Origin of the sequence: Terasakiella pusilla DSM 6293 (genome assembly GCF_000688235.1) — a bacterium.
GTDB lineage: Bacteria > Pseudomonadota > Alphaproteobacteria > Rhodospirillales > Terasakiellaceae > Terasakiella > Terasakiella pusilla.
In genome coordinates this window covers 1-12,939 of the sequence record NZ_JHYO01000046.1, presented here as the reverse complement: position 1 = coordinate 12,939, position 12,939 = coordinate 1, and the positions used below count along the sequence as shown (strand labels likewise).

At 38.8% G+C, this 12,939-nt stretch carries 11 protein-coding genes and 1 pseudogene; 7 read left to right on the top strand and 5 right to left on the bottom strand.

Annotated features, from left to right (window positions below):
* The coding region (locus tag Q397_RS0119165; protein WP_028880251.1) for a transposase at positions 1-249 on the bottom strand (249 nt) is incomplete at its 3' end.
* A 17-nt stretch (positions 250-266) separates the two neighbouring features.
* Between Q397_RS0119165 and Q397_RS25240 the strand changes: the two genes are divergently transcribed.
* From Q397_RS25240 to Q397_RS0119145, 4 genes are all read left to right on the top strand, one after another.
* Positions 267-548, top strand: coding sequence for a hypothetical protein (locus Q397_RS25240; RefSeq protein ID WP_028880777.1), 282 nt, complete (start codon positions 267-269; stop codon positions 546-548).
* Positions 549-999: 451 nt separating this feature from the next.
* Positions 1,000-3,369: an EcoAI/FtnUII family type I restriction enzme subunit R gene (gene hsdR, locus Q397_RS0119155; protein ID WP_028880776.1), complete on the top strand. Its 2,370-nt coding sequence runs from the start codon at positions 1,000-1,002 to the stop codon at positions 3,367-3,369.
* Between the two features lie 24 nt (positions 3,370-3,393).
* Complete coding sequence (locus Q397_RS0119150; RefSeq protein WP_028880775.1) at positions 3,394-4,845, top strand: N-6 DNA methylase; 1,452 nt, start codon at positions 3,394-3,396, stop codon at positions 4,843-4,845.
* Between the two features lie 2 nt (positions 4,846-4,847).
* Positions 4,848-6,530: a restriction endonuclease subunit S gene (locus tag Q397_RS0119145; protein ID WP_028880774.1), complete on the top strand. Its 1,683-nt coding sequence runs from the start codon at positions 4,848-4,850 to the stop codon at positions 6,528-6,530.
* A gap of 4 nt (positions 6,531-6,534) precedes the next feature.
* Here Q397_RS0119145 and tenpIN read toward each other — a convergent pair whose 3' ends face one another.
* Positions 6,535-6,984 carry a type III toxin-antitoxin system TenpIN family toxin gene (tenpIN, locus tag Q397_RS23455; protein ID WP_051610365.1) on the bottom strand — a complete coding sequence of 150 codons (450 nt, stop codon included), beginning with the start codon at positions 6,982-6,984 and terminating at the stop codon, positions 6,535-6,537.
* Between the two features lie 387 nt (positions 6,985-7,371).
* Entirely contained in the window at positions 7,372-7,608 is a 237-nt protein-coding gene (locus Q397_RS0119135; RefSeq protein ID WP_028880773.1) for a hypothetical protein, read from the bottom strand.
* 472 nt (positions 7,609-8,080) lie between these two features.
* Here Q397_RS0119135 and Q397_RS0119130 point away from each other — a divergent pair, with 472 nt between their 5' ends.
* Entirely contained in the window at positions 8,081-8,758 is a 678-nt protein-coding gene (locus tag Q397_RS0119130) for a hypothetical protein (protein ID WP_028880772.1), read from the top strand.
* Positions 8,759-8,760: 2 nt separating this feature from the next.
* The gene (locus tag Q397_RS0119125; protein ID WP_028880771.1) at positions 8,761-9,966 is read left to right on the top strand and encodes a hypothetical protein; all 1,206 of its coding nucleotides are present in this window, start codon (positions 8,761-8,763) and stop codon (positions 9,964-9,966) included.
* A 288-nt stretch (positions 9,967-10,254) separates the two neighbouring features.
* Here the strand turns inward: Q397_RS0119125 and Q397_RS0119120 are convergent, their stop codons facing one another.
* Positions 10,255-10,836 (bottom strand): hypothetical protein, encoded by a 582-nt coding sequence (locus Q397_RS0119120; RefSeq protein WP_028880770.1) that lies wholly within the window; start codon positions 10,834-10,836, stop codon positions 10,255-10,257.
* Between the two features lie 413 nt (positions 10,837-11,249).
* On the opposite strand from Q397_RS0119120, the gene Q397_RS0119115 reads away from it, so the two are divergent.
* Entirely contained in the window at positions 11,250-12,227 is a 978-nt protein-coding gene (locus tag Q397_RS0119115; protein ID WP_028880769.1) for a hypothetical protein, read from the top strand.
* Positions 12,228-12,656: 429 nt separating this feature from the next.
* On the opposite strand, the pseudogene Q397_RS25455 reads toward Q397_RS0119115, so the two are convergent.
* Positions 12,657-12,939 (bottom strand): annotated as a pseudogene (locus Q397_RS25455) (IS3 family transposase); the annotation flags it as partial.

The following is a 12,939-nucleotide window of genomic DNA, read 5'->3' as shown; positions in this document are numbered from 1 at the left end:
AAGCTTGTCCAGCGTTAGTTCCGCAACCGCTTTCTTCAAGCGGGCGTTTTCCTGTTCTAAAGCTTTCATCTTTTTGGCCTGAGACGTTTTCATGCCGCCATATTGGTTGCGCCAACGATAATAGGTCTGTTCAGTCACACCGATTTTGCGAGCTGCGATAGCAATCGTATTGCCTTGGGCAATGATAACCTCGGCTTCTCGAAGCTTCGTGATGATCTGCTCAGGCGTTGGTCGTTTCAGTTTTCCCATGTCTTTTCTCCTTATCCATGGATTTGAATAAGCCAGAAAAACTAACATTTCGTGTGGATCACTTTTTGGGGGCTACGCCAGATTTAAATGTTCGAATTCATGAGGGACTTATTGGCATTCGAAAGGTGGTTAAAAAGTTTGATGATTTACAAGCCAGAATAAAATGCCTGGAAGCTGAGAATTCAGAGCTAAAAGTCAGATTGTCACGATTGGAAAATTCGGCATCTGATTTAATCGTGAATGACGATTTAAAAATGAGTCACTTAAAGTTGGTTGAGAAGCCTGAATATGTTCATTGAGAATTTAATCGTCACACGTCTGAAAGAACCTCGGTTAACTTTGTGCATCTGCCAGCAACCACACTTAGCAAGAGGCGAAAACGCAAAACAGTTTACAGCGAAATGACCCCTCTGAGGGCGTAAACGTAATTTGCAAAAAATGTATGGTACACGAACATAAACCAAAAATGTTGTCGTCAACTTCCAGAAATGTATTATTATCGGAAGTTATAAAACCCTCACATGTTAGATATTACATGTTATCCAAAAAATAACGATTGGTTGACCAACCCCTATGGGGTCATTTCGCTGTCAACTTAGTTTGCGATTTTTCAACATCAGCATCCCATTTTTGATATTTTGGGCATCAAGTTAACTCAATGTGCAGGCGTTTCTAATAATTGATTGCCTTAGCAACTATAACGGCTATTATTTCTTACCTAAAAGAAATAAGGGTAATGGGAAATAGATAATGAAGCTGTCTGAAACGGATGTGAAAACAAAGTTCATCACACCAGCTATCAAAAAGGCAGGATGGGATATCCAGTCCCAAATGCGTGAAGAAGTCACATTCACAGCAGGCCGTATCATTGTCAGAGGTAAAATGACTGCACGGGGTAAAACCAAACGTGCAGACTACATCCTTTATTATAAACCCAATATTCCTTTAGCTATCGTTGAAGCCAAAGATAATAATCATAGCGTTGGCTCTGGTATGCAACAGGCTTTGGAATATGCGGAAATCCTCGATATTCCCTTTGTGTTTTCTTCAAATGGCGATGGCTTCCTTTTCCATGATAAATCAGGAACATCTGAAAAATTGGAAACTGAAATTCCAATGGAACAGTTTCCTTCTCCTGATACACTTTGGGCAAAATATAAACAGCATAAAGGCTTATCAGATACAGCCAGTAACGTTGTTGCTCAGGATTATTATGATGACGGCTCAGGTAAGTCTCCGCGCTATTATCAATCCATTGCCATTAATCGAACCATTGAAGCAATTGCAAAAGGCCAGAACCGCATTCTGCTTGTTATGGCAACAGGTACAGGCAAAACATACACCGCATTTCAAATTATATGGCGGTTATGGAAAGCCAAACAAAAGAAACGCATCTTATTCCTGGCTGATAGAAACATCCTTGTTGACCAAACAAAACAACAAGATTTCTCACCCTTTGGGGATAAGATGACGAAAATTCAAAATAGGATGGTCGATAAATCCTATGAGATTTATCTTTCCCTTTATCAAGCCGTCACTGGGAATGAAGAAAGCAAGAATATTTATAAACAGTTTTCCCCTGATTTCTTTGACCTCATTGTTATTGATGAGTGCCATCGAGGAAGTGCAGCAGAAGACTCAGCATGGCGTGAAATCCTCGATTATTTCTCAGATGCAACCCATGTAGGTTTAACGGCAACACCCAAAGAAACAAAAGACGTTTCCAACATCGAATATTTTGGCGACCCTGTTTATACCTATTCCCTAAAACAGGGCATTAATGATGGCTTTTTGGCACCATACAAGGTCATCAGAATTGATTTTGATAAAGACCTTCAAGGCTATCGTCCTGAAAAAGGTAAAGTCGATAAAAACGGCAATATAATTGAAGATAGAATTTATAACGCCAAGGATTACGATAAAACCCTGGTATTGGAAAAGCGCACTGAAATGGTGGCAAAAAAAGTCACTGAATTTTTAGCTCAAACAAACCAATACGATAAAACCATCATCTTTTGCGAAGATATCGACCACGCAGAACGAATGAGACAGGCTATAGCGAATTGCACCCCAGAATTAGTCGCTGAAAATCACCGCTATGTTATGCGAATTACAGGCGATAACGATGAAGGCAAAGCCGAGCTGGATAACTTCATTAATCCTGAATCCCGTTATCCTGTTATTGCGACCACATCAAAACTTATGACCACTGGCGTTGATGCCAAGACATGCAAACTTATCGTTCTGGACCAAAACATCAAATCCATGACGGAATTTAAGCAAATTATTGGTCGTGGCACCCGTGTAAATGAAGAATATGGCAAACGCTACTTCACCATTATGGATTTTAAGAAAGCAACAGAACTGTTTGCTGACAAGGATTTTGATGGCGACCCAGTACAAATCTTTGAGCCAGGCCCAGGTGGTGAAGTCACACCTCCTGAAGAAAATACCGAGGAAGGTACTATTGAGGTTGATGGCGAAGAAGTTCCTGTTACTGATATCACTTGGGATGATGAAGACGGGGAAAGCTCAGGTCGCACAAAATATTATATCAATGATGTCGAAGTCGATATCATGGCAAAAAGGGTTCAATATCTTGATGCTGACGGCAAACTCATTACGGAATCCCTGAAAGATTACACCCGAAAAAATGTCCAAAAAAATTATGCTTCCTTGGATGACTTTTTACGGCGATGGAATGAAGCAGATAAAAAATCTGCTATTATTGATGAACTTGCAGAACAAGGCATTCCGCTAGAAGCTTTGCGGGAAGAAGTTAAAAATGGTGATGAATACGGGGTTTTCGACCTCATTTGTCATGTGGCCTATGGGCAACCACCATTAACCCGTAAAGAACGCGCAAATAACGTTAAAAAGCGTAATTATTTTGCCAAATATGAAGATACAGCCAGAGCCGTTTTAGAAGGCTTGTTGGATAAATATGCTGACGAAGGTTTGGGAACTTTGGAAGATAAAAAGGTTCTTCAATTAACACCGTTGAATTCTTTCGGTACACCCATTGAAATCGTCAAAAATGTTTTTGGTGGTAAAAAGCCTTACGAACAGGCTATTCATGATTTGGAACAAGAAATTTTCAAGCAAGACCAGTCTGCTTAAATCAATAAAATTGAGGAATAAAAAATGAGCAATGTCTCAGGGATTATTAAATCCATTCAGGATATCATGCGTAAAGACACAGGTGTTGATGGTGATGCCCAAAGGATATCCCAACTTGTATGGATGTTTTTCCTCAAAATCATTGATGACAAGGAAGAAGAACAGGAACTTCTTGATGACGAGTTTGAATCACCAATCCCCGAAAATCTGAGATGGTGCAATTGGGCGAAAGATGCCGAAGGTATTACTGGCGATGCCTTAAATGACTTCGTAAACAATGAACTTTTCCCGAAACTCAAAGAACTCCCTGCGTCATCTGGAAAACAAGCAGCCGTTATCCGAAATGTCTTTGAAGATGCTTATAACTACATGAAATCAGGGACGTTGATGAGACAGGTCATCAACAAAATTAATGAGATTGATTTCAACAGTACCGATGACAGGCACACCTTTGGCGACATTTACGAACAAATCCTGAAAGACCTTCAAAGTGCAGGAAATGCTGGTGAATTCTATACCCCTCGTGCTGTAACTCAGTTTATGGTGGATATTGTTGACCCTAAGCTGGAAGAAAAGGTTCTTGACCCTGCATGTGGAACAGGTGGCTTTCTTGCTTGTGCCATTGAACATAAACGCAGCAAATATGAGAAAAGTGCTGAAGATAGGGAAATCCTTCAGAATTCTATTCATGGTGTGGAAAAGAAGGCTTTGCCGCATTTATTGGCAACAACAAACATGATTTTGCATGGCATTGATGTGCCAACCAATGTTCGCCATACCAATACACTTTCCAGACCTCTTGTTGATTATGGGCCTTCTGACCGTGTTGATGTCATTCTTACCAACCCGCCTTTTGGTGGCATGGAAGAAGATGGTATTGAAAATAACTTTCCAGCCACTTTCAGAACTCGTGAAACCGCAGACCTGTTTTTGGTACTCATTATCACCCTGCTGAAAGATAAAGGTCGTGCAGCCGTTGTTTTACCTGATGGCACACTCTTCGGTGAGGGTATCAAGACCCGTATTAAAGAGAAACTGCTGACAGAATGTAACCTTCATACGATTGTTAGGCTTCCTAATGGTGTTTTCAACCCATATACGGGCATTAAAACGAACTTGTTGTTCTTCACAAAGGGTGAACCGACAACTGATGTCTGGTTTTATGAACATCCTTATCCAGAGGGCTATAAAAGCTACTCCAAAAACAAGCCAATGAAGATTGAAGAATTTGAGCCTGAAAAAGCATGGTGGAATAATCGGGAAGAAAACGACCAAGCCTGGAAGGTCTCATTTGAGGATATCAAGGCCAATAATTTCAACCTGGATATCAAGAACCCGAATGTTCAGGATGCAACACATATGGACCCTGCCGACTTGTTGGAAAAGTTCAACACAAACCAGAAGGATATGACGGCAACCCAAGACAAACTCAAATCCATCCTCTCGGAAGCCCTTAATCGTCTGGCAGGAGAGTAATCTTGGATAAAGAAATCTTTTTGAATGAGTTCGGGCATCTAGCCCAAGGGCCAGATGGTATCAAAAAATTACGTGACTTGATTTTGCAATTGGCTGTTCAAGGGAAACTGGTCGAGCAAGACCCGAATGATGAGCCAGCTAGTGCTTTGTTAAGTGACATTGACAAAATTAAAGCCAATCTCGCCGAGAATGGTGTTTTAAAGAAGAATAAAAAAACTGTCGTTTTATGCGAGGACATAGCACCGTTTAGTATTCCTAAGTCTTGGAAATGGGTTGCTTTGGGTGATTTAGGAATTACACAAACGGGTTCTACACCGAAAAAAATTTCTAATGTCTGGGGTGGCAACATTCCATTTGTTAAACCCGCATGTATTGAAAAAAATAAGATTGATTATTCAATGGCTGAAGGCCTCTCTAGCGAAATCGAACAAGAGGGCCGTTTTGCAAAGGCTCCTTCATTGTTAATGGTATGCATAGGTACAATTGGTAAAAGTGCCATTGCTCGGCAAGATTGTTCCTTCAACCAGCAGATAAACTCAATCACACCCTATGTCACAAAAACAATAGACTTTATCAATATTGCAACTTCGTCAAATTATTTTCAGGGTTTAGCGTGGGCAGAATCATCAAGCACAACAATCTCTATACTTAACAAAGGGAAGTGGGAAAAATTACCTTTCCCTCTCCCCCCCCTCGCAGAACAAAAACGCATAGTCGCCAAAGTAGATGAATTGATGGCTCTATGTGATGAGTTAGAAGCCTCAAAAAATGCCCATACAGCCCTCAAAAAGGATTGTGTAGCCTCAACCCTTCATCACCTGTCTGAAGCCTCTGAAAAAGAAGAAATCAAAACCAATTGGTCGATTGCTGAAGGTAATTTCAATAACTGGTTTGATAACCTCGAAACCGTGAAGAATTTAAGGGCTACAATTCTTCAGTTGGCTGTTCAGGGGAAACTAGGTACTAACAACCCAGATGAAACATCTTTATCATTAAAACTTCAAGAAGTCGCAAGGCAGCAAAAGAAGAAAATTAAAGCCGATTATGTAAATACTGAATTTACAGGTTGGGACGATATTCCATCAAACTGGATAACGACCATATTAGCGCCAATAATTGAGCAAATTAACTATGGCACTTCAAAAAAGTGCGGATACAACGCGGGAAATGTAAACGTCTATAGGATACCGAATATTGGAAAATGGGAGGTCGATACCTCTGATTTAAAATCGACTAATTTTGATGATAGAGAGTTCTACAATCTAAAGCTAGAAACTGGGGATATTCTTCTTATTCGTTCCAATGGGAGCGTAAACCTAGTCGGAAAACCTGCGTTGATTAAAGAAAGTGATTTATCTTCCTTATACGCAGGATACTTAGTTCGTATCAGGCTCTCTGCTGAGATTTTTAATCCTGCATATGTTGTTAGGCTTCTTACATCACCTACAATGAGAACCGAAATTGAAAGCTATGGTCGCTCAACAAGTGGCGTAAATAATATCAACAGTAGGCAAATTGCTTCGTTACCTGTTCCAATTCCCCCTCTTGAAGAACAAAAACGCATAGTCTCCAAGGTAGATGAATTGATGTCCTTATGTGACCAATTAGAAAGCCAGATTAAATCATCTGAGGAATTAAACAGGGATTTAATGGCATCTTTGGTTCATCACATGCTGGCGGCGTGAGGAGCTAAAGACCTAATTCATCGTGATAGTTAATCAGTGTAGAATATCGGTAAGCAGAACTGGCTAAAGTGCCAGAAACATTACCCTTAACGGCATTTACGTATTGTTCTACATATTTTTCAAATTGGTTAACTATCATCTTTTTGCGAGATGTCAGAACTTTCTTTTGGTCTTCACTAACAAAGAATGGGCCGCCAATATCTTTGACAGTATCACGAATTAACACTGCTTTCGTAAAGTCCAGACCACGTTTGCTGGTTTTCCCATTTTTAGTGATGGAATCTAAATGAATACCGTATTTATGATTTAAGTTGGTTCTTAGTGGAATGCCAAATGTGAGGCCATTTAATTCAATTGTAACGATGCCATAGCCTCTATTTTTATCGTGTAATGCCTCTTTAAGACCATGATTCGTTGTAAGGAAATGGTTTGTAAGACATGACACTTTTAGCATTTATTATTCCTGTTAAGCCTTAGAAATCAAAAAAGCCCCCAAAGGGAGCTTTTTCGGTGAATGTATCATTAATTGTGGACATTTCGTTTTTAATGCTGGCACTCCACTGGCGCAGCTTCAGTCGTTGTAGACATTTCGTTGGTAGTGCAGGCTCTCTACTGGCGCTGCCTCATTCACACTTACAAATTACGCTTTCTAAGTGCTGTTGTCAAGAGTTCTAGAAAAACGCTGAATTATATGAATGTTTTTTACAGATATCTTATTTGCATGGCTATTTTACATGCATTGGAGCACTTTTCAATAACCTATGACACACTGAGCACAAATGTCTAAAACTGAGAACTAAATTTGAATTAGACATTTTTTTAGTCATTTTTAGACATTTCTCTAAAAAATCTCTTCAAGCCCTCTATACCTTTGCAACAAATGCGGCGGCATTTTTTTGATTTCTTCCATTCTTTTATTTGCCAACTCCATGAAGGAATTTATGGCAACTTTTTTGACCATTTCTTCGCCAACAAACTGACATAATGGGTGACTAGAAGGATTTTGGATAACGTCATATATTTTCATGAGTTCGTCATGAAGTTCTTGGCGTTCTTTATCTAATGACATTTTTGGCATTTTGTGCCCCCTTAACCTGTTGATGTCAGATTTTTAACTCTGATGCCAAAGTTGTCAACACTGGATGCCATACACTTAAATAGGCAGATGCCGTTTGTGTATTTTATAGGCAACTTTCCCCTTAAATTTATGATGCCGATTTATCGCCTTTTTGAAGCCTTGTGAGTGAGCTTTTGATGCCGTTTGTAGTTATTCGGCAGCCTGATTAAAGGCACGCTACTGATGCCTTTTATTGGCATTTGTAGCATCTTTTTATTGGTGTGATTTCTATTATTTATTTAAGAAGTCTTGCTTTTTGTTGTTTGCTTTCTTATTCTTTATATTAGGCAACTGATATAAAATCAGGCATTGCAAGTTCCCCGATATGTTCTACAAATCAAGAAACAGCAACCTGGCTTTTTGGGGATAAACCCCGAAAAAGAAAAATATACGTTACCTAAAGAAACCCTTTGAAAACAGGATGAAGGAGAGAATGAAAAACAATATATATGGTTATGAACCTGAAGATAATTTGGCTTCTCAAATCAGGGATGCCCAACAATTAAAACCAGATGCCAAATCTGAAGATGATGATGCCTTCAAAAGCAGGTCGTCAACACAGCCTCATAAGAAAAAGAAAGCAGACCCTTTGGATAAAGAATTCAAAATCAGGGTATCTGCATCTGAACATAATCAGATTAAAAAAATTGCCGAAGCAGATAGCAGGTCGCTTTCTAATTTTATAAGAAATGCCATAAACCGAGATATTGGAAAACGTGGCAGACATATTCTTGCAGGCAGAGACTTAAAAGATAGTTTGCAGATAGAAATGGCGGCAATCAATATGCGCTTGCTTCAGTTGCAAAATGAATTGAGTAACCTGCCGACTGAAAAAATGATGAAGAATATTTTAAGGAAACTTTTGGCACAGAATATCAAAATGAACTGCCAACCAGATGACATTCGAGAATTATCTGCGGAATTAGCTAAGCAATTTTATCAGCAGTTTGAACAAGAGTTGGTTGAACAGATTGCCTATGATTCCAGGAAAACAGTGCAGGAGATGGAAAAAATCTCCAAGGAAATTGCTGAAATTAAAAAAGCAGTCGAAAAAATGAATGGTTTTATGGATGGTAAAGAACCTTTTCCTGATTTAAATGGCGGTAATTAGTCATGATAATTGAGGCAACCCGTATTTCATCAGGCCAAAGAGATATTGAAAACCTTTTAAACCATGTTTTTAAGGCTGAAAACGATGAAATAAATGTCTTTGATTATAAGAACCGTAGTTTGTCATCAAACCATGCAAAAAGTTATGTCAGCCAATTTCTGGAAACAGCCCTTGAAATAGCAAATGGGCATAAAGACCCATATTGCATCAGACATGTAGTGATTAACTCTCACAAGCCGATTTCTGAAGTTCAAAGACTGGATGCACAAGCAGCCTTTGAAGAAGAGTTTGATATTGATTTATCAGACAGGCCAAAGGTGGTCATTCAACACAAGAAGACAAAGTTATCTTTGTCAGGTGAGCCACTTCATGAATACCATGACCATGTATTTTATCTTGAGAGGTCACTTTCAGGGAAGATTCTCAGCAATGAATTTAATTATCTGAGACATGAAAGGGTTTCCAGAGGTTTGGAAGTCAGGTTTGGACATGAGATAACTCATGGGATGTTTGATGAGCCAGTTTTAAAGCATATTTCCAAGGAAATAGATAAATTGGCTTTAAAAATGGAAGATGCCATTGATGCAAACAAGTCAGAATTATCACATTTAAAGCGAACTTTAGAAACAGAACATGCCTTATTGAAAGATGCTTTAAGCAAGAAGAAGCAAACGACGGCAATTGTTTCAAAAAGGTATTCGAAGGCTGTTTTAAAACAGCATACGGCCCGTAAATTCCAGGTTATTCAAGATAGGTTTATAGAGAAAAAAGAGGGTCGCCTTCCTTCTGAAAGTGCGAAAACCCAGATTTATAAGAAGGCAGGTGAGTTGGCAAAGAAGGAGCTTGTCCAGCTTTCGAATGAATTAAGGGAACGCTGGTCGAAGTTTGAAGATAAAGGCCAGTTTGAAACCTTTGTTTATGATAAGGGTTTCCAGATTATACCAGGGGACAAAGCATCATTTTTATTGATTAAACCTCAGAAGGTTGGGGAACCATTGGTTTATGGTTCCTTAGCTAAAATCCTTGGGGAGAAGAATGCTACATTGATGCAGCATATTGATTTCTCGCCATTGCCTGAATTGGATGACACCTTTGATAATGAAGCCTTCACTCTTGAGGACATGCCAACAAATGTGGTTAGAAAGGCTGTAAATAGCACTGCCAAGCGTGTTTTACATTCTGGTAAGGGTAAGATGCCAGAAGTGTAAAACTATGCCTTAAAATGAAGATTTCATCTGTATGATGAATTATGAAAAATGCGGAACCCAGTAAAATGAGCGTCTATTTTAAATCACATATGCAGTGAATAACACATATTAGAATTATAACAAATTATAACCAATGTCAAGCAAAGGGGTCATTTCGCTGTTCTGTTATGACTATGTGAGGTTGGCAGTGACCACACTTAGCAAGAGGCAATCAAAATGATTTAGAGTTTATAATCGTTTATCCACATCCATCATTAATCACTCAAAATCATAGCCCCTGCTGCCTTATTAATCATTTTCTAAATGCTTCTTTATTCCAGCTCTAATATCATCAAGCGTTTCAAACAATTTTTTTCCCGCAAACTTCATTTCGGCAATTACGCTCTCTTGTGCTAGTTGTTCATCGACATGCAGCATACCCAAAATTTTCATTAGCTGAGAACTGCCGTCGTAATCATACTGCTTGTCAATTAGCGCCCTTGCTTTCGCTGTATTTTCTTTGTTTTGCTCTATGCTGAATTCATAACCTAACATGCAATGCTTTCCAGCATCTTGCCTTCCATAATATTCAAAATGCAATGCAAACGGCGCAGCATCATTCTTCCCCACAACATGCTTTCCTCGCTCATTCAACATTTTTGTCAAAGTTTGCTCTAATTCAGCAATCTGTATTCCACAATCATGTTCAGCATGATTATCAACTTTAATATTATAATGTTGGTTTGGGTTTACTCGCATTAAAAACGATGGCTTACCATAAATCTCAACTTCTGCACGAGTTGCATCGTTCACTAAGTTTTCTGCCGCCGCATTGTCTGTCAAAGCACTAAAAACCAATATTCCGTATAATATTATATGATTACTTTTCAAACGGTTATCTCCCAGTTCAATATCATAATTGTAGCATTTCCCACGATAATTACCAACATATTGTCACTTATGCGGTTAAAGAGATGCGGGAAATTTTAATGTGTGGTTGGTTTGTGATAAGATTTTGATGTTCCTTGAGGTTGAGATTGGAACTAGTTTATGAAAAACAATTAGTCACTCAAATGAAGGCGAAGCAGTAAAAAAGAGAAGGGGTAAACGGGGAAGATATGCTTCCCCTTTCAAGTATGTGTCGTATACGACATGACACATCGAAGATGTATCTGCTGTTTACAGCATAACGCACCAAAGGTGCATTTGTCGTATACGACATGGCTTGCTAAAAAATAAGTTATCAAAATAGGGGTCATTTCGCTATACTCTGCCCTTAGGGAAGTAATCTTGGGAATAGCGAAATGACCCCTCCTGAATATAACGATTTATCATTATCTGAAAAACAGTCTCTTTCAGCTAAACGAACAACAAAAATAAAAGCTGAAAAACTGAGAAACGAAATCCAATTATATATCCGTTACAAGAGGCGAAACGGATTTACGCCAACCATTAAAGGTACAGCCAGTTCTCTTCAATGTTCAAAGAATTCTGTTAAAAAATATTGGGTTTCTGAAGAAGAATATTATGTTCACGATAAGCCTGCCCCAGGGATTAAATTTAACAAACATGGGCTTCCTGAAAAAATTGAAGATATTGGACCTCTTGATGATGACAGTGATTTTTTCACTGTTCGAGAAACAGTATTAGACTTTTTATTTGATGATTCTTCTGAGCCAAGAAAGCCGATTAAAAAGAGGAAGGTGAAGGCAAAAGCCGTTGCTGAAGTTAGTGACACATATCTTGAGCTGATACCGACAGGTAAAGCGGAACTTGAAAAGTGGCTACGTGAAGACGATGAATCATTAAGGGACTATCAAAAGAAAATAAAGGTATATCCATGTAGTCTGTTTGGTGAACACTACAGCAAGGTCAATTTTCATATAAATCTTCGTTCTGAGGATGGTCTTTGGTTATATCGCTTAAATGAGCTTGAGGCTAAGCAAGAAGGGAAAACTTCACGAGACGAGGTTTGGTACAAGCAAGTCCAATTGCATCTTAGGATTCAGGAAGAGAATGGCGAGATTGAGTTCGACATTAATGAGACTTTACGTTTTATAGGCTGGTGGATTCCCTCTAATTTCAAGCATGAAATAAATGAACTTACCGAAAAAGAAGAGAAATACATAAAAAAGCATCCTAACGGTAAGAAAGCAAAGCAACTGATGTTCTTCAAAACTGGATTTTCAGGCTACATTTTGAAGCAGCTTGATATGGATTTACTCAGAGAAGAGTACGAGAAAACTCGCAAAGCCTATAAAAAAAGATTGAAGCTGATTTAAGAAAATAACAATGCAGGGGAATAAAAATCCGTTTGTAGAATGAATTTGACATCAAACGAATCCAGTGTGTATTATCTGTGTGTACCAATTAGGTATAGGAAATTCGTTTTTTCATTTTAAGTATCAATGACTTACAAAATTTTGGATTTGGTGCTCCTGGTGCCCCAGCCAATTTGAAAGTATCTTGCTTTCAATGATTTGCGAATAGAAAAACCTAATTGTGTACCAATCGTTTGTACCAGTTAGGTTTTTCTTTTTTATGGCTAGAACTAACCGGTTAGATAGCAGGTATTATTACCGTCAGTGCGTGCCTCTCGATTTAGTCTCGATCTTAAATCGCAAATAAATTAAAAGAGCATTGGGAACGGCTTGTCCAGGGCGAGCTAAAGTCTGGACCTGCTGCACTAAAGTGGAGGATACTTTACTATGTCATGCAGCCTTCATTTTAAACTTCATAGGGTTGATATTTCCCAAATATGAATGTCGGCGTCTTGGGTTGTAAAATTTGTTGATGTATTTGAACAAGGCTTTTCCCGCTTGGTCTCTGGTTTAAAAGGTTGTCCGCCAAACGAGTTCGGCTTTCAATGATTTGAAAAATGTCTCCACAGCGGGATTGTCGTAACAATTACCTTTACCTGACATAGAAGCTTCAAAGTCATGTCTTTTGAGTAACTTTTGGTAATCCTTCGAGCAATATTGCGATCCGCGATCT